The organism is Bdellovibrio bacteriovorus HD100 (assembly GCF_000196175.1).
Taxonomy (GTDB): domain Bacteria; phylum Bdellovibrionota; class Bdellovibrionia; order Bdellovibrionales; family Bdellovibrionaceae; genus Bdellovibrio; species Bdellovibrio bacteriovorus.
The window spans coordinates 3381806-3403599 of the sequence record NC_005363.1; the positions used below are offsets into that span (position 1 = coordinate 3381806).

General features: G+C 51.6%; 23 protein-coding genes. 14 read left to right on the plus strand and 9 right to left on the minus strand.

Going from position 1 to position 21794, the window contains the following annotated elements; genetic code table 11:
• The first annotated feature begins 56 nt into the window (after positions 1-56).
• On the plus strand, positions 57-554 hold the full coding sequence (locus BD_RS15870) for a chemotaxis protein CheW (RefSeq protein ID WP_011165801.1): 498 nt from the start codon (positions 57-59) through the stop codon (positions 552-554).
• Between the two features lie 240 nt (positions 555-794).
• A complete protein-coding gene (locus tag BD_RS15875; RefSeq protein WP_011165802.1) occupies positions 795-1199 on the plus strand; it encodes a hypothetical protein in 405 nt (134 codons plus the stop codon).
• Positions 1200-1278: 79 nt separating this feature from the next.
• On the opposite strand, the gene BD_RS15880 is transcribed toward BD_RS15875, so the two are convergent.
• From BD_RS15880 to BD_RS15890, 3 genes are all read right to left on the minus strand, one after another.
• Positions 1279-1662, minus strand: coding sequence for a DUF333 domain-containing protein (locus BD_RS15880; RefSeq protein WP_011165803.1), 384 nt, complete (start codon positions 1660-1662; stop codon positions 1279-1281).
• Positions 1662-2759 (minus strand): hypothetical protein, encoded by a 1098-nt coding sequence (locus tag BD_RS15885; RefSeq protein WP_011165804.1) that lies wholly within the window; start codon positions 2757-2759, stop codon positions 1662-1664. The genes BD_RS15880 and BD_RS15885 overlap by 1 nt, the downstream gene beginning before the upstream one ends.
• 188 nt (positions 2760-2947) lie before the next feature.
• Positions 2948-4981, minus strand: a complete 2034-nt coding sequence (locus BD_RS15890) for a transketolase C-terminal domain-containing protein (protein ID WP_011165805.1) — start codon at positions 4979-4981, stop codon at positions 2948-2950.
• Between the two features lie 37 nt (positions 4982-5018).
• Here BD_RS15890 and add point away from each other — a divergent pair, with 37 nt between their 5' ends.
• From add to BD_RS15920, 7 genes are all read left to right on the plus strand, one after another.
• On the plus strand, positions 5019-6044 hold the full coding sequence (add, locus tag BD_RS15895; protein WP_011165806.1) for an adenosine deaminase: 1026 nt from the start codon (positions 5019-5021) through the stop codon (positions 6042-6044).
• On the plus strand, positions 6041-6622 hold the full coding sequence (locus tag BD_RS15900) for a DUF6624 domain-containing protein (RefSeq protein WP_011165807.1): 582 nt from the start codon (positions 6041-6043) through the stop codon (positions 6620-6622). The genes add and BD_RS15900 overlap by 4 nt, the downstream gene beginning before the upstream one ends.
• Positions 6615-8348 carry a gamma-glutamyltransferase gene (gene ggt / locus BD_RS15905; RefSeq protein ID WP_011165808.1) on the plus strand — a complete coding sequence of 578 codons (1734 nt, stop codon included), beginning with the start codon at positions 6615-6617 and terminating at the stop codon, positions 8346-8348. The genes BD_RS15900 and ggt overlap by 8 nt, the downstream gene beginning before the upstream one ends.
• A 136-nt stretch (positions 8349-8484) precedes the next feature.
• Positions 8485-8661 carry a hypothetical protein gene (locus tag BD_RS18210; RefSeq protein WP_011165809.1) on the plus strand — a complete coding sequence of 59 codons (177 nt, stop codon included), beginning with the start codon at positions 8485-8487 and terminating at the stop codon, positions 8659-8661.
• 197 nt (positions 8662-8858) lie between these two features.
• Positions 8859-9806 carry a prolyl aminopeptidase gene (pip, locus tag BD_RS15910; RefSeq protein WP_011165810.1) on the plus strand — a complete coding sequence of 316 codons (948 nt, stop codon included), beginning with the start codon at positions 8859-8861 and terminating at the stop codon, positions 9804-9806.
• 134 nt (positions 9807-9940) lie between these two features.
• Positions 9941-10765, plus strand: coding sequence for a S1 family peptidase (locus BD_RS15915; RefSeq protein WP_226988067.1), 825 nt, complete (start codon positions 9941-9943; stop codon positions 10763-10765).
• A gap of 11 nt (positions 10766-10776) precedes the next feature.
• Positions 10777-11616 carry a S1 family peptidase gene (locus tag BD_RS15920; RefSeq protein WP_011165812.1) on the plus strand — a complete coding sequence of 280 codons (840 nt, stop codon included), beginning with the start codon at positions 10777-10779 and terminating at the stop codon, positions 11614-11616.
• On the opposite strand, the gene BD_RS15925 is transcribed toward BD_RS15920, so the two are convergent.
• Genes BD_RS15925 through BD_RS15935 form a run of 3 tightly spaced genes read right to left on the minus strand, consistent with a single transcriptional unit; the run spans position 11599 to position 14743 of the window.
• Positions 11599-12369, minus strand: a complete 771-nt coding sequence (locus BD_RS15925) for an alpha/beta fold hydrolase (RefSeq protein WP_226988068.1) — start codon at positions 12367-12369, stop codon at positions 11599-11601. The two genes, BD_RS15920 and BD_RS15925, sit on opposite strands and share 18 nt — an antisense overlap.
• A complete protein-coding gene (gene menD / locus BD_RS15930) occupies positions 12357-13928 on the minus strand; it encodes a 2-succinyl-5-enolpyruvyl-6-hydroxy-3-cyclohexene-1-carboxylic-acid synthase (RefSeq protein WP_226988069.1) in 1572 nt (523 codons plus the stop codon). Before menD ends, BD_RS15925 begins: the two co-directional genes overlap by 13 nt.
• A gap of 5 nt (positions 13929-13933) precedes the next feature.
• Positions 13934-14743 (minus strand): chorismate-binding protein, encoded by an 810-nt coding sequence (locus BD_RS15935; protein WP_157865730.1) that lies wholly within the window; start codon positions 14741-14743, stop codon positions 13934-13936.
• 316 nt (positions 14744-15059) lie between these two features.
• Between BD_RS15935 and aroF the strand changes: the two genes are divergently transcribed.
• Genes aroF through BD_RS15950 form a run of 3 tightly spaced genes read left to right on the plus strand, consistent with a single transcriptional unit; the run spans position 15060 to position 17691 of the window.
• Positions 15060-15932: a 3-deoxy-7-phosphoheptulonate synthase gene (gene aroF, locus BD_RS15940; protein WP_226988071.1), complete on the plus strand. Its 873-nt coding sequence runs from the start codon at positions 15060-15062 to the stop codon at positions 15930-15932.
• Positions 15925-16632, plus strand: coding sequence for a bifunctional demethylmenaquinone methyltransferase/2-methoxy-6-polyprenyl-1,4-benzoquinol methylase UbiE (gene ubiE, locus BD_RS15945; protein WP_011165817.1), 708 nt, complete (start codon positions 15925-15927; stop codon positions 16630-16632). The genes aroF and ubiE overlap by 8 nt, the downstream gene beginning before the upstream one ends.
• 3 nt (positions 16633-16635) lie before the next feature.
• Positions 16636-17691: a trypsin-like serine peptidase gene (locus BD_RS15950; RefSeq protein WP_011165818.1), complete on the plus strand. Its 1056-nt coding sequence runs from the start codon at positions 16636-16638 to the stop codon at positions 17689-17691.
• Here BD_RS15950 and BD_RS15955 read toward each other — a convergent pair.
• Positions 17688-17900 (minus strand): hypothetical protein, encoded by a 213-nt coding sequence (locus tag BD_RS15955; RefSeq protein WP_038448577.1) that lies wholly within the window; start codon positions 17898-17900, stop codon positions 17688-17690. The genes BD_RS15950 and BD_RS15955 overlap by 4 nt on opposite strands.
• 152 nt (positions 17901-18052) lie before the next feature.
• Positions 18053-18925, minus strand: a complete 873-nt coding sequence (locus tag BD_RS15960; protein WP_041583636.1) for a hypothetical protein — start codon at positions 18923-18925, stop codon at positions 18053-18055.
• Positions 18926-19090: 165 nt separating this feature from the next.
• Here BD_RS15960 and BD_RS15965 point away from each other — a divergent pair, with 165 nt between their 5' ends.
• A complete protein-coding gene (locus BD_RS15965; protein ID WP_011165820.1) occupies positions 19091-19753 on the plus strand; it encodes a response regulator transcription factor in 663 nt (220 codons plus the stop codon).
• Positions 19743-20903 (plus strand): sensor histidine kinase, encoded by a 1161-nt coding sequence (locus BD_RS15970; protein ID WP_011165821.1) that lies wholly within the window; start codon positions 19743-19745, stop codon positions 20901-20903. The genes BD_RS15965 and BD_RS15970 overlap by 11 nt, the downstream gene beginning before the upstream one ends.
• Here the strand turns inward: BD_RS15970 and BD_RS15975 are convergent.
• Positions 20881-21780 carry a 1,4-dihydroxy-2-naphthoyl-CoA synthase gene (locus BD_RS15975; protein ID WP_011165822.1) on the minus strand — a complete coding sequence of 300 codons (900 nt, stop codon included), beginning with the start codon at positions 21778-21780 and terminating at the stop codon, positions 20881-20883. The two genes, BD_RS15970 and BD_RS15975, sit on opposite strands and share 23 nt — an antisense overlap.
• Positions 21781-21794 lie beyond the last annotated feature (14 nt).

Sequence of the window (21794 nt, forward strand, 5' to 3'; positions counted from 1 at the left end):
TTTTCGCGAAGAGTCTGTTGTTAAGATTTTAATCACGACTTTGAAAGGCGTATACAATGAGCGATGTATCTATGAAAGCAAAACCCGGTCAGTACCTAACTTTCCAATTGATGGCAGAGCAGTATGGTGTGGCCATTGAAACAGTTCGCGAGATCAATCAGTTCGGCGAAATCACGCCGGTACCACGCACCCCTGACTATGTGAAGGGTGTGATGAATCTGCGCGGTAAGATCATTCCGGTGGTCAACCTGCGTATTAAGTTCGGCATGTCTTCACAGGACACGACCCGCGACACCTGTATCATTGTCATCGACACTGAAATCGGCCAAGTGGGCATGATTGTGGATTCCGTGAAAGAGGTTGTGGACCTGCAGGAAAACCAAATCGAGCCATCCCCGGTTCTGGGCAACGAACATGCGATGTCTTTCGTTCGTGGCATGGGTAAAGTCGACAACAAAGTCGTTATCCTTGTGGATATCGTGTCTGCGTTCAATCAGGACCAGATGGGTCAGATGGCGCAGTTCTCTCACCACGACGAAGCCAAAGCCGCTTAAGAGCTTTTTTAAAAGATTCCAATACAAAACCCGCGGGCTCCAAGGCCTGCGGGTTTTGCTTTTTAAAGCCCCCAAAACCATTTAAAAACAGATACTTAGCCAGACCCCCACCCTCGTCCGCTCCGCCAGGTTCCATCTTGGACTTGGGCAATTTCTTCACTTTCAGAAATCAAACAATAAAATCAAAGACTTTTCGCTCTAAACGAGATAGCAAGACGCCATTAAACAAAGGACAAAATCATGAAATCTATCTTTTTTGTGACTGCGATGCTTTTCTCCAGCCTGTCTTTCGCCGGCCAGAGAGTTTTTGACTGCCAAGCTACCAAACTTTCCAAGAGCCCGGATGTTTCTGAAGATTTCAACATCCAAAAAAACCCAACTGTTCTTCTGATCGAAGACGCGAAGAACTGGTCTTTGAATGTTGGTGATTACTCTGTTTCCACTCTGGACAAAAACGGTCCGGCATTGGCAAGAGAATCCAGCGCCGCTTCTGACACTGAAGTTCGTTATGATTTCTGGGTTGAAGCTTCTTACGAATTCGAACTGGTGATCAACGTTGTAGACCACACTGCCAAAGTTTACTGGTGGGGTCTGGGCGAACAAACCGAAATCGGCACCTTCCAGTGCGAAGTTTCCGTTAAATAAAAAGGTACCTGCTTACATTTGCATAAACGCTGCGTAAATCGGCGTTCATTAAAGGCCCTTGGGATTTCCCGGGGCTTTTTTATTTTCTTTCGCTGACGGGATTAAACTTCAGATATAGTCCCCAGGCTTCGATCATCGAGCCGTCTTTAAACAGGCAATAGTCAAACTCGCCACCCTTTTCTGATTTCGCGATGCGGTTTTCACCGCCGGCATCCAGGCAATATCTGGCGGCAGGATTTCCCGCCAGGGCTTGGGGCAGATTCGCCCGTGGGGCCTGCTTCTGAGCCGCACTCCAAGCCTCACAGGTCGGAGTCTTTCCCTTAAAACAATCCACTGACAGTTTCAGATTCTGGTATTCTTGGACCTTCAACGGCTTATACACTTTGCCATCATAAATCTTCAGATCTGCAAAGGCTGCTGAAGCCACCAAAATCCAAACTGAAATCATCGCAAATATTTTCATTATTTGTCCTTTGGTTTGTCTGAAAGCCAGGCCAGCATTTGTTCGGGATATCCCGTATAGTTCAACAGCGTTTCAGCATCAACCCAGCCACCGTTGTAAGTGTCCTGCCACGCCTGCCCCCAGCTGTTATGAATATGAACTGCATCATAGCACTTGTTGGCTTTGTCACACATGCGGCGATAACCCGAAATCACCGCCGCATGTTTGTTTCCACCCTCAACGCCCGGAACGGGACAGTCATCGGAGTATTTTTCATTCAGACAAATATTTGAAAGCAGTATGGGATGCCCGGCAGACAATTGCTTTTTAATCTCTGCAATAGAGTTCGCATAGTTCGCCTTCTGCCCCTTCTTGGGAAACAGACTTATCTCAGTGGAGCCCATTCCTTCAAAATAAACACGATTCTTGGCCCGGGCACATTCTTTCGGGGTCACCAGTCGATCAAAGAACTTTTCATAGGTCTCTTCGCCGAATGCCTTTAGCAATCTAGCCGGATCTGTGTCGACAGCAAAATCCTTGTCCACTTCGGCCTTGGCCGTGGCAAAAAAATCAGACAGACAGGTCTGGCAGTTTTGATCAATCTTGCGGTATTCATCGTATTTTTTGCGCAAACGCTTGAACGCCGCCACCTGAGCCTCGGTCCCCACCTGCGCTCCGCCAATTTTCGTCAGAACTTTATCCAGAGACATGCACTGCTGAGAAGCCGAGTTGCCGACAAACGTTGCCGCCACTTCCAAAGTGAAAGCCCCCGGACCGCCCTCGCGAATACCACGGTAAGACGACTCGTAGGTATTCTCTCCGTCCGGATCATTTCCAAAGCGTGCCACGTCCAGCGGGGAAAACACCTCTGAATCCGGCAGATTGTTACAATCCTTTTTTTCGATTCGGCATTTTTCCGCAGTCATGATCGCGGCGGCAGCAAAAGAATAACAAAGCCCCAAAGTGTCCTGGGACATCACTTTGGGCATCGTGACTTTTTTCTCGGTCTTGGGTTGAACCGAGAAGCCTTCGCCAAAACGCGTGAAGGCCGGCATTGTTGCCGCCACTGCTGACTGTCCAAAAATCACAAACACAATCACGCTGGTCAGAAGTTTCATGAACCCCTCAGAAGTTTGGATATATATCCATTTTCACCGAAGGGATTGACACCTACTAGTGGCAATATCTGTTTACGGACCTTGGACCTGCCAATAAAAAAACCCCACAGCCATTCGACAGTGGGGTTTCATTTTATTTCACATTGCCTAACGCAGTGTCGGCCCAAAAACTGCGGGGGGCCCTCCTGTTACCAGGCGCCGCTTTTTTGGAAGAAGGTGCCTGTGGTCTCAACGATCGCGGACGCATCCACCTTGTGTTTGCGATAAAGGTCCGCCGCCGTGTAAGCACTTTGACCGAACTCCCCATGCACACCCAGGCTTTTCACCTTGAATGTCACATCGGCGTTCATCAAGGCGTGAGTCAAAATCTGACCGAAGCCCCCCAGCAACTGATGGTCTTCCACCGTGATCAAGTGGCCTTGAGTTTTTTCCAGAACCGTTTTGAAAGTCGCGATGTCCACGTGATTCACACAGGCACAGTTCACAACAACCGCTCCCACACCTTTGGATTCAAGATCTTTCGCAGCTTGCAAGGCCTGAGGAACCAAAGAGCCTGTTGTCGCAATCGCCACAGACTTCGTTTTACCCGCTGTCGTGTCGGCCAGAACCTGCGCTTTACGCAAGTCATAGGAAGTACCAGCCACATAGGTCTTAGGGAAGTTTTCACGCCCCAGGAAGAACACCGCTGAATTCGGAACTTTGCCTTCCTTGCGGGCCTTGGCGAAGTTTTCAATCACCGTGTACATCAAAGCGTCGGCTTCTTCACTGCAAGACAGGGAATACACATCCACATGCGGGATGGAAGAAACCATCGCCACATAGCTCAGCGCCTGGTGGGAAGCCCCGTCCGCCGCATCCTGGAAGCCCGTGTGAGAAAACACCGCAATCACCGGCGCTTCGGACAACGCCCCCATGGTCAAAGGCAACGCCCCTTTGGTCACACCGAACTGAGCGAAGGTGTCCACCACTGGGATGTAACCCAGTTTCGACAAACCTGCCGCCGTAGAAACCATGTTGGATTCGGCGATACCGACGTCGAAGGAATCTTGAGGGAATTCTTTACGGAAGCCCGCCACCCCTGTGGAGCCTGGCAGATCCGAAGTCACACTCAGAACCGGGAAGCCGGCTTTGCGTGCACGCACCATCGCGGAAGAAATACCGACTTGAATTTTTTCACCGGAATCTTTGACACCACTGGCTTTGATGTCGGCTTCCCATTTGTTCAGTTCGGCAATCCAGGTGTTGAAAACATCCGGCAACGCCGCGCCACCCAGAATCTCACCCAGGAAGGCTGGCAGCTCCGAAGGGCTTTTCAGAGGGAAACCGTGACCGCCCGTTGCGGATTCCGCAGTTTTCTTGGTGCCGATACCCTTTACGGTCTTAGCGTGAATAATTACAGGCGCAATCGGGTTGGCTTTCGCCTGCTCGATGGCACTGACGATCGTGTCGTAACACTTTTGCAGATCATTGCCTTCAGCCAGGTTGATCACATTCCAGCCCAGGTCTTTCAAAGAATTGAAAGTCGGAGTCATGGAGAAAGATTCCGCATCGATACGCCCGGAAAGTTTCGTGTTGTTATCGCTGATGATCAAAACATAAGGACCCATTTTGCCGGTCTTAGCCAGGCCCGGGATCGCAGCGAAAGCCTCTTTCGCTTCACCTTCCATGCACGCACCGTCAGAGATCGTGGTCACCGTCACGCGGTTCTTGCCAGAGATCGCCTCGCCCATGGCCACACCTTGAGTTTGCGGGAACGCAGAACCCAAAGGACCGTTGGAGATAAAGACACCTTCCGGGAAGCAGTGAACTTCGCCGTGACCGGTCAGACCGCTTTCGATCGAACGGAATTTTTTAAGGCTGTCCAAAGTCAGACCCGCCATTTTGTAATTGGCTTTCAAAGCATACAGACCGTTTTCGCAGTGACCGGCATCATTCACGATGTGGAACAGGTCATACCACTGCTTGTTTTCACGAGCCGCCACATCAAACACGTGACCGTGCAGTGCGGACATAAGTTCCGCCAAAGCGGCAGGACCGCCATAGTGAGAAGCCGCGCCACCAAGGACGGCGTTCATATCCATCAAAGAAACAAGGGCGCGAGTCGCGTTAGGATCGGCCACTGGAATCTGACGTCCGTCTTTGCTTTTAACAAAGCTTTTGAATTGAGGTTCTTGGGAAGGATTGCCTGCGAGTTTTGTTTTGATCTGAATCGGTTCTGTCATAGGATATAGTTTTACTGCCCAGAGCGAGGAACATCAAATGGAAAGGCTCTATTCTCACAATATTCGCGACATCCTGAAAGTGGATCTGCACCGGCATTTGGACTGCTCAGTGCGTTGGAGCACCATTCTGGAACTGGCTCCGCAAGTCGGTATTCCGCTGGCCCCCACCTCCCAGGGGCAAAAGGATCAGTTTTTGATTACGGGTCCCATGAAAGACCTGGGTTCGGTGCTCAACAAATTCATGAATGCACAGAAAGTTCTGGCCAGCGAGGAAATCCTGACCCGCGTCGCCTATGAAGCTTGTGAGGACGCCTTCAATGACGGAGTCCGTCTTCTTGAGTTGCGTTATGCGCCGACCTTCATCGCCGACGGCCACAAATCCCTGACTTTCGAAAAAATCCACCGCTCTTTGCTAAAAGGCATCGAACAGGCCCGCAAACAATTCCCGATGCTGATCGGTCTGATCTGCATCGTTCAAAGAATCAAGTCCTTTGAGGTTGCGGAAAAAGTTGTGGATTTCGCCATTGACCATAAAGACAGCTTTTTGGCTCTGGATCTGGCGGACAACGAGGAAGGCTTTGATCCAAAGGTCTTTGCACCGCTTTTCCAAAAGGCCAAAAAAGCGGGTCTGCGCATCACTGTGCATTCCGGCGAAACTCCGAACCCAGTTTCAGCCAAGTGGGTTCATGACAGCATTGAGATTTTGGGTGCTGAGCGCATCGGTCATGGCATTCAGATCATCAACGACCCGGCAGTGCTGGAGTTGGTGAAAGACCGCCGCATTCCTTTGGAGATCTGCCCGATCAGCAACTATCTGACCCAGTCCTTCCCGACCTACGAGGACCACCCCATCCGCAAACTGATGCAGGCCGGAGTTCTGGTCACCATCAACTCGGATGACCCCGGTGTGTTTGCCACGACATTGAGTGATGACTACGAAGTCCTTCACCGCGTGCACGGTTTCAGCAAAGAGGACTTCCACAAGTGCAATCAGATCGCGTTTGATGCGAGCTTCATTCCAGATATTGAAAAGAACCGCATCATGGGGGAATTCTTCGGATGAGCTATGCAGAAGAAATCCTGCATCTGATACGCGAAGACGAAGCCGTGCGCGAAGCTTTGGCCGCCACGGGCGAATTGTTTCAGGGCTATAACGCCCACATGGAAAAGGTTCATCTGCGCAACGCACGCAAGCTGAACGACCTGATCGTTGAAAAAGGTTTTCCAACTATTGATCTTGTCGGTGAAGAAGCCTGCACTGCCGCACTCAGAATCATATTGCATGCGATCAGCTGGCCGGAATTCATGCGGATGCAAGAACCCGTTCTGATGGATCTGGCGAAGAACGGAAAAGTCCCAAAAAGCTATGTCGCCATTCTTATCGACCGCATTCGCTTCTATGAAGGCCGAAAGCAGGTTTACGGCACCAACGCCGACTGGGACGAAAACGGCATCCTGCGCATCACCGATGTTGAAGATGAAAAGAATCTCAACAAAAGAAGAGCCGAGATGGGACTGGATCCCGTGGAAAGCCTGGTGATCACCCCGATGGACGGAGAATATCACCCACCAGACCCTGAAAAAAGACACAAAGAATTCATTGAATGGACCTTTAAAACCGGATGGAGAAACAATGACTAAAACAAAACTTCTTGCACTCTCGATTTCTCTGCTGGCACTGGGATGCCAGTCAACTTCAACCTCGCCAGTGATCCGCACCGCCAAAGAACGTCCGGATCATTCCACGGCAGAAGCCTTTGGCAGTCAGTACGCTATTTCCACTCAAGGGCGCTATTCAAGCAAAGCTGCCGAAAGAATGTTTGCTGAGGGCGGAAACATCATCGATGCGGTCGTTGCCGCCTCTTTCACTGTTTCAGTTGAACGCCCACAATCCACGGGCATTGGCGGTGGCGGCTTTATGTTGTTTCATGAAGCCAAGACCGGCGACACTTACGCGATTGACTTCCGCGAGCGTGCGCCACTGAAAGCGCATCAGAACATGTACATCGGAAAAGACGGCAAAGCCGATTCAAAACTTTCCCAGGATGGCATTTTGGCTGTGGCCGTTCCGGGCCTGGTTGCAGGTCTGCTGGAGATACATCAGCGCTTCGGCTCTCTGCCCCTGAAACAGGTCATGCAGCCAGCAATTGAGCTAGCCGAAAGCGGATTTGAAATCTATCCGGAATTCCACCGCGCTCTGGAAAACCGCGCGGAGGTTCTGGCAAAAGACCCATCCGCCAAAGCCATCTTCCTGACCAAAGACGGCAAGGTTCCAGCACTCGGCACCATGCTGATTCAAAAGGACCTGGCAAAGACCCTGAAGCTGATCGCCGCCAAAGGTAAAGACGGCTTCTATAAAGGTCCGGTCGCCCAGTCCATCCTGAAGTATTCCAAAGAACGCAAAGGTCTTTTGAGCCAGAAAGATTTCAACGACTATCAGGTAAAATGGCGTAAGCCCGTAGAAGGGAAGTTTCACGGATACGAAGTGATCTCGATGCCACCCCCGAGCTCTGGTGGTGTGCATGTGATTCAGTTCCTGGATTTCCTTGAAAAAGACAATCTGGCAAAGTCAGGACCACTTTCCACCAAGTCCATTCATCTGGCGGCCTCCGCTTTACAATCCGCATTTGCGGACCGTGCGACTTATCTGGGTGATCCCGAGTTCACTGACGTTCCTGTCAGCGGCCTGCTGTCGGAAAAGTATCTGCAGGAACGCCGCTCTGAGGTCCCGGAAAACCGCGCCCGCAAAGCCGGTGAAGTTTCCGCCGGTCGCGCCACGGGTTATGAATCCACGGACACCACTCACATCTCGATGATCGATGCGAAAGGTAACGCGGTTGCCACCACCCAGACCATCAACGGCTGGATGGGGGCTGCGGTTGTGGCTCCGGGCACCGGGATCGTTCTGAATAACGAAATGGATGACTTCTCGGCGCAAGTGGGAGCTTCCAACTTGTTTGGCGCGATTGGTGGAAAACCCAATGCGATTGCTCCAAAGAAAACCCCTCTGAGCAGCATGTCGCCGACCATTTTGCTTGAAAACAACAAACCTGTGATGGCCGTGGGCGCTCCGGGCGGCACCCGCATCATCAGCTGTGTGGCGCAGACGATCTTGAATTACGTCGAGTTCAAGCTGCCCCTGTATGACGCCGTCACGATGGTTCGTTATCACCAACAATGGCAGCCGGATGTGCTGTACGTCGATCCTCCAGGCCCGAAGCCGGAAGTTTTAAAGCAACTGAATGCCATGGGCTATGATGTAAAAATCGAACCGGTGCCATGTTATGTGATGGCCGTCTCAAAAGAGGGCGACAAACTGCACGGTGTGGCCGACCCGCGGGACATCGGTATCAGCATCGCCAAGTAAACTGTCACACTCCGCCTCCACCGGAGTAGGGCGGTCCAGCTTAATTCTCAGTGGATTTTCATTGTTTGATAATTGCTCTCAATTAATGGATTCCCGTGAAACTTCCCGCTTATCCTGAATAGGCGGGAGGTGCTCAGTGCGTATCGTCCATTTTGTCTCCGGAACCGAATACCAAAGTGCTCTTTTGTCAGTGGATGCGATGAATCTGCTGCCGGCAATGATGACTAAAACCTACGACACAAAAGAACTGGCCAGACTGTGCTGCAAAGCCGGCCTCTGCCCCCTCATCTTTAAAAACAAACTCACCAAATAAGCTAGAAGGTCGACTGATCAAAAGTGTGCAGCCGCAAGGCGGAGGGCTGCCCTCGCAGCGCAGGCGTGCTCCAAGCACGTCGAAGCGAGAAGGCCGCCCGACAACGCAGCCGGATGCGCGCTTTTCATCAGTCGGGCGGCGCATTTTGACTTCGTGGCAGAACTGCGCGAGGCTTTGCTTTTCCAAGCGAGGTGCTTATGCGCGAATTTTATCCAGCTCTAGAGCCTTTCAATAAAGGCATGCTGAAAGTTTCTGATATTCACACCCTTTACTGGGAAGAGTGCGGCAATCCACAAGGCAAACCTGTGGTGTTCCTGCACGGCGGCCCGGGTGGAGGTGTTCATCCGGATCATCGTCGTTTCTTTGATCCAAAAGCTTATCGCATAATTCTTTTCGACCAGCGCGGCAGCGGTCAGTCTCTGCCATGTGCAGAACTGCGTGAAAACTCCACGTGGGATCTGGTGAAAGACACCGAAACCATTCGTGAAATGCTGAAGATCGACAAATGGGTTGTCTTCGGCGGCAGTTGGGGTTCGACCCTGGCGCTGGCGTACGCGATCACTCATCCAGAGCGCGTGAAAGCTTTGGTTCTGCGCGGGATCTTCCTGTGCCGTCCGTCTGAAATTCAGTGGTTCTATCAAGAGGGCGCTTCCCACATCTTCCCGGATGTGTGGGACGAATACCTGAAGCCAATTCCTGAAAATGAACGCCATGACCTGGTGGCTGCGTACTACAAACGCCTGACTCACGAAAACGCCGACGTCCGCCTGGAAGCCGCCAAAGCGTGGAGCAAGTGGGAAGCCGCGACCTCCCGTCTGATCGTGGACCCGAAAGCCGTGGATGAATTCGATGATCCTGAATACGCGTTGAGCTTTGCGCGCATCGAGTGCCATTACTTCACTAACAACGCCTTCTTTAAAACCAACAACTGGCTGCTGGAAAACGTGGATAAAATCCGCCACATCCCGGGGGCCATTGTTCAGGGCCGCTATGACGTGGTTTGCCCGGCGAAGTCCGCCTGGGAACTGCACAAGGCCTGGCCCGAGGCAAAATTTACAATCATCCCGGATTCAGGCCACGCCGCTGCCGAGCCTGGAACCCGCTCAGCTCTTATTGAAGCCACAGACAGTTTCAGAGATCTGTAAGACTTTCAAAGCCATAGGGGGTTTTTCCCCTTATGGCTGATATAAGCATTATCATCTTGTCACGTGGTGCCAAAAAGGGTTTATTCAGTCCCACGAACCACAAACTTTGTGGGACGAAATCCGGGGGGATTTTAGTGAAACTGAATAAGTTGCTAATTTCGGGGATCATGGCAAGTCTGGCACTTTCAGCCTGCGCGCCACAGAAAAACGACTCCAGCATTCTGACATCTGGAGACGGAATCATCGGGGGAACGGAAGTTAAATCCGAAGACTCCATCAGCCAAAGCATCGTGGCAGTTTATGACGCCTTCGAGGGTCAAATCTGCACAGGCTCTCTTCTTCCCAACAACATCGTTCTGACAGCCGCTCACTGCATCGGCCTTTTCCAGGAAGACATGTACGTCTTCTTCGGCACGACAATCACGTCCGCCAGCGAACACCGCAAAGTCGAAAAAATTGAAGTGTCCCAATACTGGGAAAACCGCCGCGGTGAAGAGTTCGACACGGGTGATATTGCTCTTATCAAATTCTCGGGTGAAGCTCCGAAGGGCTACAAACCAGCCACGTTCCTGACCAGCAGACGCAACATCAAAAAGGGCGCGGAGATCGTTCTGGCAGGTTATGGCATCGCTGATGGCAAAACCGGCGATGGCATCGGCACTTTGCGCACCACCAAAGTCAAAATTGAAAATACCAACTACAGCACCTCTGAATTCCTGGTGGACCAGACTCAAGGCACCGGGGCTTGCCACGGTGATTCCGGAGGGCCTGCGTACCTTGAACAAAACGGCAAACTGTACCTGATGGGCATCACCAGCCGTGGAGTGAAAGATGACGCCAACGACTGTTCTCAGTACTCGGCTTTCACCAGCACTCTTTACTACAAATCCTGGATCAACCGCATGGTGACCAGACTTTCCAGTTCTCTGGTTGACCCCAACCAATTGATGACAAAATAGTCCGAAGAATTATGAAAACGAAGTTGTACGTAAGCTCTTTGATCGTTTTGATTCTGTCCGCCTGCGGAGGCTATGAAGCCTCCTACTCCCCGGTTCCGGACGATACAGCCATTGTCGGCGGCACGGTGACGGCCAAGGACAATATCATTTCCCAATATGTGGTGCTGATCTATGACAACCCGACAAAAACCTACTGCACGGGTGCCTTGATTTCAAAGCGCCTGATTCTGACAGCCGCTCACTGTGTAGGTAAAGGCGCCGAGGGTCTGACTTTGGCTTTCGGCCTGAACCCGCTGGCCGGTCAATACGTCATGAAAAAGGCCCACAAGGTGGCCACTCACGACAAATACAAAAAGTTAAACTCTACAGAGCGCAATGACATCGCTTTGATCTCGATGAAAGAGGATGCGCCGGCATTCTATCGTCCATTGACCCTGCCGGATTCCAAATTCCCAATCAGCAAAGACCTGATCTTCACGGCGGCTGGTTACGGGCGCATCTCGGGCAAAAAAACTTCGGCGGATGACACACAAGGTTCCGGCAAACTGCGCCACGTGGATCTGACCATCAGTCATTTCAGCAGCGACGAAACTCAGTTTTATATCAATCAGGAAGACGGCAAAGGCATTTGCAATGGGGATTCCGGTGGTCCGGCCCTGATGCGCTATTCAGGCAAAGATTACGTCGTGGGTGTGGCATCGGCGATTTCCTGGACGGTGCCTGGCGAAGTCAAAGCCAGCCAGAAAAGCCAGTACATCGACAACAAAGACCTTTGCAAAGACAAATCCATCTACATGAATGTGATTAAATATCGCCAGTGGATTGATGATAATTCAAAGAAGCTTCTGTAAAAGCTGACGAATTCTTTCGCCCAGTTCTTTCGGGCTGTCGAACAAAACCCGGTGACTGGAAGAGGGCACTGTTTCAAAGTGGAACCCCGGAACCTCTTCCGTCAGACGACGGGACATCTCCAGGAACTTTTCATCACGCTCCCCGACCATCCAGATCAGCTTCTGGGTTTGTTTTTCCAGCAGACCACGCATGTTTTTCTGCTGCGCCAAAGACCACTGTGTCAGCGCCAGGCTCAACGTTTCGCGCGAGTATTCTTTTTCGGACCGCGATGGTTCAGCCTCGGCCCCGCCAAACACCGGCTGGGCGTTCCAGTTGCGCAAAACCATGTCCCACGGAGCCTTTAAAAATTCCTCAGCCCAATAGGAGTCATTCATCCAGCGCTGACGCCGTTCTTCAGAAATAGGATCAAAGGAATCGTGCATGTCGTTGAAGCCGGGATTGGTGGACACCAACATGACTTTGTAAAACAGAGCGGGCTTTTTTTCGAGCGCATGCAGCGCCAGACGACCACCCAAAGAATATCCGACCAAAACATTGCGGGCGGCACTGCCACCACCGTGAATTTCAACCCATCTGACAAAGTTTTCCGCCCAGGTCTCGAACGAATGTGTCGGCCCCAAGGAAAGCTCTTTGAAATAGTCTGGTGTAAAGATGCGCAGTCCTTCAGTTTGCGGAAGGTGCGCCTTTACAAGCGCCCAGTCCGTCGGTCTTCCGAGGAAGCCATGAAGGAAAAAGAGATTCACTCTTTCCACAATAAGTCGTACTCCTTCCAGAATTCCTGAGTGTGTTCCCAGTTAGGACTCAGCTCAATGATCTGATGGTCCGCCAGGTTCAACTCTTTGTTGTCTTCTGGAATAGTATGCCATTTGTCGTAGGACCAGTTCCACATCTTTGCCCACGATTCGAAAGAAATCTGGTGTTTGTTTATGAAAATCTCTTTCTTAAACATGCGGTGGAAAATCTGCCCTCCACCGTTGTTAATCACAACAACGCGGAATTTTTTCGCATCCAGTTGGGAAGTTACCCAAAGTGACGATAAATCATACAGTGCTGTTAAATCTCCAACAAGACACCAGTTTTCCAGCTCGGGGTGCGCCCAACCCAGGAATGTGGAGATTTGTCCGTCGATACCGTTGGCGCCACGATTGGCCGCCACACGCGCCGGAGGGAAGTCATGCGAAGAGCTGGAATCCCATTCACGGATCGGCAGCGAGTTTCCAAGATAAACCGACGAGCCCTTCATGCGTTTTGAAATCGCATAGATCATGCCCTGCTCAGAATCAGGGTATTTATCCAGCAGCTGGCGAATCTGCGTCGCACGGGCCGCGTCCTCGATGTTCACCTTCACGTTTTCGTGATGTGGGTACGAGAACTCCACCTGGCTGAGCAAATCCAAAGAATTGCAGTGCTGAACCGGACGGCTCAGACCTGTGAAGTGATTGAAGCTGACAGAGAAAACCGGAAGCTCTTTGTATTTGTCTTCCAGATCACGCCACACTCGTGCCGTCGGAATACCACCGATGCGCAAGATGGAATCACAAACGCCCATCTCCAAAACACGATGAATCATCTTTTCGCCGGATCTGATTTCAACATCCTTCAAATCAGGATGTCCACGCAGACTGGAAATACCTTCACAATAAACCGGCGCTTTGTACTGCTTCAGGAAATCCAAAACAGTGCCGTAAGCTTTTTCCGGCAGAATCCCCACCATCACCAAAGGTTTGTGGGTGTTGACGAAGGTTTCCATTTCTTTCAGCGTGCCCAGTGGAATTTGCACTGGCAGCTTCGTGCGCTCGGAAACGCTTGGAATATGAATTTGCGGAACCGGACCGTCGATCAGCGGTTCTTCAAAGCTGACGTTGACGTGAATGGGTTTTTTCCAGGACAGGGACTTGAATGACAGGTGCGAGTTTTCGCTGTCCAGATCCAAAGCCACTTCGTTGTAGTAAGAGAAAATACCAACCTGTTCAATCGTCTGCGGAGCCCCGGAACCACGATAGTGCTTCGGACGATCCGCCGTCACCATGATCAGAGGCAAAGAGGAATACGTGCCTTCAACGGCGGCTGGCAAAAGTTCCGCCACGGCAGTGCCAGACGTGGTGATCACCGCCACCGGGCGACGGGTGCTGGCAATACGACCCAGGGCAAAAAAGCCTGCGGCGCGCTCTTCAAAGAAAGAATACACTTTCAGATTCTTGCACTCATCCAGAATGTGAACCATCGGGCTGTTGCGGGCCCCGGCACAAAGAATAAATTCTCTGACCCCGGTGTGCACCAGTTCCTGAATGACTTTTGCTGCAAGTTCCATGTTTGTCATACTTCAAGCCCCAATATCTTTTTCACGGACAGGCGTTTTTGGAAAAGCTCCCGCCATTCCCTGTCCAGTTCACTGGCCGCGACCACGCCGCAACCGGAACCAATCATCGCAGAGTCTTGACTCCACTGCAAATTGCGAATGCCGACAAGACACAGAGCCTCCTCAGCTCCGATAAAAGCAAAAGGACCTCCGAACCAGCGTCGCCCCTGCTGCCCAGGCAGCGCCTTCATCCACGTGTACCCGGCGGAACGTGGCGCCACCCCCAGGGCCGGCGTCGGATGCAGGGCCTTGACCAGCTCCACAAAGTTCGGCTGGTTCTGGCAAACCACGCTGATGTCGGTTTTCAGATGATACAGGGTTGGAAGTTCCAAAATGTAAGGCGCAGACGCCTGCACGGTGCCCCACGCTGACAGGCGTTCTTTCAGATCCTCCACCACCAGGCGGTGCTCAAGCATTTCTTTTTCGTCACTCAAAAGCGACTCACGCTCGGTGCTTTCGCTTTTCGGGCAGGTGCCCGCCAAAGCCATGGTTTTCAAAACACCTTTGGAAAAATCAAAAAGTGTTTCCGGCGTGGCCCCCAGCACACCCTCACCGTCTTTCCAGAATCCATAAGCAAACAACGTCGCTGGAGCCTGGGATAATTTTAGCAGCATTTGCGCACGATCCTGCGCCGTCACCGTCTGATTGGTGCGGGCGAAAACCGCAGGAACGGCCTTCTGAATTTCATTTTTTTCAATGCGGGACTGGATCACGGAAAGGGCCTCGGCAAAGTCCTCCAGGCGCGGTTCTTCCCAGCGCGCGGTCATTAAGGGCTCCGCAGTACGGGGCTCTTGAGCCAAGTAGACCTCACAAATGCGACGCAATTCCTCTGTTGAGAGGGTATAGCGGGCCTTCCCGAACCAGCGGGCCGGGGCCGTCAGATCATAGAAATCGGGGCAAAATACTGAAATTTCGACACTATTTGGGGTCGGTTGTGCTGTGAATGGCCCCTCAATGAGAATCCATTGGCTTCCATGTCGCAAGAGGGCCCCTGCCTGCAAAAAGTTTGTAATGCCTTCGAGCGTTATGCTATTCTGCCGATCCACAAAAGGACCCTCTTTTTTCAACTTAATAGTTGTGAAAATGTTAAAACAAGGGCGAGAAGAAGTTCGTATTATGGAAACGCAAACTATGCAAACAAGTCCCTCAACCCAAATTGTCAATGTCGGCGGTTTTGATATCGGGGGACCTAATTTCACCGTGATCGCCGGCCCTTGTTCTATCGAAAGCCAGGCGCAGTTCATGGAAACCGCTTCCGGCGTAAAAGCCGCTGGCGCACACCTGCTTCGTGGTGGCATTTGGAAAATGCGCACCTCGCCGACCGCTTTCCAGGGTCTGGGCGCAAACTCTTTCGACATGGTTCGCACTGTTTGCAAAGAACTGAACATGAGCCTTGTGTCCGAAGTGACTGACGTTCGTCAAATCGAAGAAGTCTACGATATCGTGGAATGCTTCCAGGTCGGATCCCGCAGCATGCAAAACTATGAGCTGCTGAAAGAACTGGGCCGCCAGAAAAAGCCTGTTTTGTTGAAACGCGGTCTGGCTGCTTACATCGACGAATGGATCAAAGCCTCTGAATACGTCACCAAAATGGGCAACCAGAATGTGATCCTGTGTGAACGTGGTATCCGCACTTTCGAAACTGCGACCCGCAACACTTTGGATCTGAATGCCGTGGCTTACGCGAAAAAGAACACACACCTTCCGGTGATCGTGGATCCTTCTCACGCGGTGGGCATCCGTGCTTTGGTTCCGGATCTGGCTTACGCAGCAGCGGCTGTGGGCGCCGATGGTATCATCGTTGAAGTTCACCCTCGTCCGGCAGAAGCTCTGTCCGACGGTATGCAGGCACTGACCCTGAATGACTTCTCTGTGATGATGAAGAAGCTTGATAGAATCCTGACGGCTATCGACCGTCCACTGCACAAAGCGCACAAGGCGGAAGTTTATGTCTAATCACTCTCCAAATCCTGAAATCATCAGAAACATGTTCTCTAAAGTGGCGGCGAACTATGACAAGGGCAACAACGTCCTTTCCATGGGCATCCATCACCTGTGGAGAAAAAAACTGGTGAAGTACAGCGGCGCCAAAGCCGGTGATCAGGTTTTGGATTGTGCCACCGGCACAGGCGACCTGGCGATTGAGTTCAAAAAAACTGTCGGCACGGGTGCTGTGACTGGAACTGACTTCTGCGCAGAAATGCTGATCCCGGCTCCGGGTAAGGCCAAAGAGCGCGGTTTGGACATCACTTTCGAGCAAGCCGATGTGACCCAGCTTCAATACGCAGACAACAGCTTTGATGTTTGCAGCATCTCTTTCGGTATCCGCAACGTCGGTGACCCGGTGAAAGCGCTGAAAGAAATGGCGCGTGTCACTCGCCCAGGCGGCAAAGTGATGGTTCTTGAGTTTGGTCAGGTGAACATTCCGGTGTTCGGTGCTTTGTATAACTTCTATTCCCAGAACATCCTGCCTAAAATCGGCGGCATCGTAACGGGTCAGAAAGAAGCTTACGAATACCTGCAAAAATCATCTGCGGCGTTCCCTTGCCGTGAAGGTTTCCTGGATCTGATGAAAGAAAGCGGCGCTTATTCCAAAATGGAATACATCACCCTGACCGGTGGTATCGCTTACATCTATAAAGGCACCGTAAAATAATTTATGAAATTCCTGCTGGGCGTTTTTCTGATGGCAGTGGCTCTTCCCGCAACTGCCGCGGACACCGTATGGTCTGCGGTCTTTGATAAAGCGCGTCCCGCAGTCCCGGTGATCCGCTCTAAAGGCGGCGTTTGTTCCGGCGCCCTGATTTCCCCGACTGAGATTTTGACGGCCCGTCACTGTGTTTTTGATCTTCGTCCCATCACAGTTCAATGGCTTGAAAACGACAAGGTCGTGACCCAGCAAACCGCCACGATCAGCCGCTGGGATAAAGACAATGACATTGCAATTCTGACCCTGGATGCTCCGGCGAAAGCCACACCCCTTAAGTTTGCCAACCTTGCTTCCATTAAAGTGGGCCAGGAGTGCGCCACGATCGGACACCCTTTCGGCACCAAGCTTGATTTCGATACGAACCTGAACAGCGATATGCTGTTTAACTTCACCAAAGGCATGGTCACGAAAATCAATTCGGACAAAAACTTTCTGACCGACATGTCCGTGTCCCCGGGGAATTCCGGCGGTGCGGTTCTGAATGATCAGGGTGAAATCATCGGCGTCGTTTCGGCGAAGTACGTGCGTAAAGCGGCGGGCAGCATTGGGCGCATGATTCATCCGGCGAAACTGGCGATGCTGAAAGACCAGCCGTCGCGCACGTTCACCTCTCTGGATGCCAAAGCCAGCATTGACTTGAACGTGAAAGAAACCTTCGTCAGCCTTCACCACAACGGCAAAGAAATCAAAGACAATGCCCTGGCTTTGGATTTGAGCATCTGGATGCGTGATCGTTATCTGGTCAGTGTTGAACGTTCCGTATCTTCATCCAAAGAAGACATCGAATATCGTGGTTTGGCTGTGGCCTATCGCTGGTACTTTGAAACTGCCAACTTCCTGCCGTTCTATGCCGGTGTTGGCTACAAACGCCTGACGTTTAAAGAATACAACGAACGCCACTATGCCATGCTCTATCTTTCCGGCATGGGCTTTAACATTGAAGCCGGCATGAGCCCGCAGGATTCTTCCGAAACCTTCCTCTCTGTGGGAATCAGTATTTTCTAATTATTCATGGCCAGCATTCGCCGCTGGTCCTGACGAGGTCCCACCCAAGGGGCCTGCCCGTGTTGTCTTAATACTTCATCATAACGCATGGATTGAATCTGCACTTCAGGCTGTGGTGGAGTTGGATCAGGGATATACTTCCTCGTCGGGCATCCCCAGAATGCCAGTCCTACGAACGCCAGCAGTACGAAGAAGATAGCAGGTTTCATGACCCTATTGTCCCCCTGCCGCCCGAACAATTACAGCTGTATTCAGGCACTGGAACTAGATAGAGGTTTTCCCGCCTTTGGATGGGGCTGTTGCAGAGGAAACTCGCATCAGCTGCGCGGGGACGAGCCCCGCGACCGAAAAAAAGTGAAAGTTAAGGCGTCGGCGCGCTGTTAAAGCAGATATCTTTAGGCACTGCTGCTGACGCCGCCGTGCCATCGGCGTATTTCAAGGTGATTTCTCCACCCGTCACACATTGTGTGTTCAAGTTCATCGTGTATCCCGTGGAATGCACGGACACCGTCACCAAGCCCTTGCCTTCCGCATACACCTGAACATAACCAGTGATCGCAACATTGGACTCTTCATCCGCTTCAAAGTTCAGCCAGTACGCAACATAGCGATTTGGCAAAGGCGTTGCCGCGATTTTATCGTACCCGCCTTCCTTGAAAGACAAGGTCAGACCCTTGGACATATCCAGATTGGCCTTGAACGACTCGTACTCATAGATGTCCGTAGAGCCGTTCTTTTTCATAGAGTAGTCCTCTGAATATGAAAGAGAAGCATTCGCCCAGAACGTACTGTCATCGGAATCAGTGGAAGTGATGCTTTCGTTGTAAACCCCTTCGTGATCCGGCAGCTCTTCATCGGTGATTGCGCAGTTGGAGATTTTGAAATTCAAACTCGCAAAGAACATATCGTTATCCGCATCGGTCCAGTCGGCCGTCGGCTCTGAGCAATCATACCCACCACGCCCCTGGCGCACAGGTCCCCCGCCCAAAGAAATCATCGAGAAGCTGTTGATAAAGTTCACCACTTGCGCTTGAGTTCCCGCCGCATCTTCATCCAGAATGGTTCCCAACTCGGCAGCGGTTCCTTTTGCTGCGGTCGGTGGGGACGTAATGGTCGGGGTTGGATTGGCCACATCACCGTTGTTGGAGCCGCCGCCTCCACCTCCGCCACCCCCAGAGCAGGCCGCCAAAGCTAACAAAGACGTCGTCACCATTAATTTAGAAATCAGTTTCATCACTACTCCCCTTGGTTTTGTTAAGCATCACAACCATGCTAAGGGAAGAGTCCCAATTCAAAAATTCAAGAATATTTCAAACAAAGACTGGTCGGGGAAGAAATCCTATTTTTCACCTCCTATAGTCTTGCAATTGTTTATGGAGCTACATAACGTAATCAGGACATGCTCGACAATCTGAACGTACTCGCCATTGATGATGATTTAAATTATCTGCGCAGCCTGAAAACGGCTTTGAGTGGGCAATACAACGTGCTGACGGCAAACGGGCTTGCTTCGGCGCAAGACGTGTTAAACACTTCTCCGGTATTTGCGATCTTGCTGGACTTGGATTTGGGAACGGAAACGGGGACATCATTGCTGCGAGTCCTTAACGAAAATCCCTCGCGCGCTCCTGTGATTGTGATTTCCGGCCACGTCAATATCGCCAATGCCGTGGAACTTTTGAATCTGCAGATTTTTGGTTTTCTGGAAAAACCCGCTCGCCTGGCGGACATTCTGTCGATTCTTGAAAAGTGCCGCAAGCAACGCATCCAAAGCGAGGTGCTGCGTGAGCCTCAATTCACTTTGCACATCTCCAAGCGACTGGTTGAATACAACGACGAACAACTGACCCTGACTCAGACTCAGACCGACATCGTGTGCCTGTTTCTGAATAAAAAAGGCCTGCCTATCCAGCGCGAAGAGCTGATTAAGAGCATCTGGGGTGATCGTCACGTCAGTCGCAATGCCTTGGACACTCACTTGCTGAATATTAAAAACAAACTGCCGCCATTCCGCGATGGCTTGAAGCTGATTCACGGCATGGGTTATTGTTATGAAGGCTAGGTCCCATCTGTACCCTTCAGTGCCGATTCTTTTGTTGGCGCTTGTCTGTCTGTTGACCATCTATCCGGAAGTTTTAAGACTGCCAGAAGAACTGCAGCCGACCTATGTGGCTCTGAAAGTCGGATACGCCCTGCTGGCCGGCGCTTTTTCCTTCTATTTCCTCCGGATCCGAACACAGCCAGATGACTTCCCGACGCTGATCTTGTTCCTGCTCTGTGCATCCTATTGCCTGATCATGATTTGGTTTTTACCGCTGTATGAATTTGCCTACATCCAGTGTGCCTTGGGCTGTGCCTTCGTCAAAACCCGTCGTACTTGGATGTTTCCGACGACCTTTGGTCTGACAGCCTTGGGATACATCATCACCTACCAGATTCAGGATCAACTGCAGTGGCAGATTCCGCCCGCCACCCGCAAAGACTGGGTCCTGACGGTGTTAGTGTGTTTTGCACTTGCCTGGGTGATCCAGCGCTATGCTGTCAGCGCCAATCGCCGCGACAAGGAAAGACTTTTGCGTCTCAGTCGCATCGGACACGATAGTCACCGACTGCTCCACGATGTAAAGGGAATGATCTCATCTCCCCTGATGATTTTTGAGTCCTTAAGTTCGACTCATCAGCGGTGGACGGCCGAGGACTATAAGAAGCAAATCGGCCAGTTGGCAGAAGAAATGCGCCACGTCCGTGACGTCCTGAAATCCATCAATCAGATTTCCAGATCCTCCAAAGACCCAAGCCCCCTGTGCATTCGCGCGGCCTTTGCCAGCAACTATCAGATTCTGGAACGCCGTTTGCGCCGGGCCCGGGTTCAACTGCCTGAGGCCCGCACAGTGCTGTCGGACGAAGGCATTCTGCGCTCGGCCTTCTTTAATCTGTTGCTAAACACAGTGGAAGCTTTTGAAAGAAATCAGACACAGAACCCATACATCGACATTCAGTGGGATCAGGACACTTTGATTTATAAGGATAACGCCGGGGCCGCTGACACTGGCACCGATCAGAATGGAAATTCAGGATTGGGACTGGAAGTTTTGCGCGCAGACCTTGAAAGCCTGGGCATCGTTCACCGGATCAACATTAAAACCTCAGGGACCACTGTGACCCTGAGGTTTCCGGACTCTGCAGCGACTAGTAATGCCAAGGGAACTTAGAGAAGTCCTTCGGACGCTTTTCCACGAAGGAACCGCGGCCTTCAACAGCCTCTTCGGTTCCATAAGCCAGACGGGTCGCTTCACCCGCAAAGAGCTGCTGACCCACAAGACCGTCATCAATCATGTTGAAGCCGAACTTCAGCATGCGCATGGCTGTCGGGCTTTTTGAGTTCATTTCCTTGGCCCATTCCAAAGCCACCTTTTCAAGATCCTTGTGCGGAACCACGGCGTTGACCATGCCCATATCAAAGGCCTCTTGCGCTGAATAGTTGCGCCCCAGGAAGAAGATTTCCCGAGCCCGCTTCTGACCCACCATGCGAGCCAGGTACGCTGAACCGTAACCAGAATCGAAGCTGGCCACATCCGGATCCGTCTGCTTGAAGATCGCATGCTCTTGGCTTGCAATCGTCAAATCACACACCACGTGCAAAGAATGACCGCCGCCCACGGACCAGCCGGGAACAACTGCCATCACCACTTTGGGCATGAAACGAATCAAACGCTGAACTTCCAGAATGTGCAATCGGCCCAGACGAGCCAGATCCATTTTGCCCTGAGCTTCTTTTTCTTCGTACTTGTAGCCGTCTTTACCGCGAATGCGCTGATCACCACCAGAACAGAACGCCCAGCCACCGTCTTTCGGGGAAGGACCGTTGCCAGTGATCAAAACCACACCGACGTCTGCGGTGATGCGGGCGTGCTCCAAAGCTGTGTAAAGCTCATCCACCGTTTGTGGGCGGAAGGCATTGCGCACCTCAGGACGATTGAAAGCAATACGAACCGTGCCCTGATCTTTGGCGCGATGATAAGTAATATCCTTGAAATCAAAGCCAGGAACTTCTGTCCACCACTCCGGATTGAAAATATCAGAAACCATTTTTACTCCCAGTA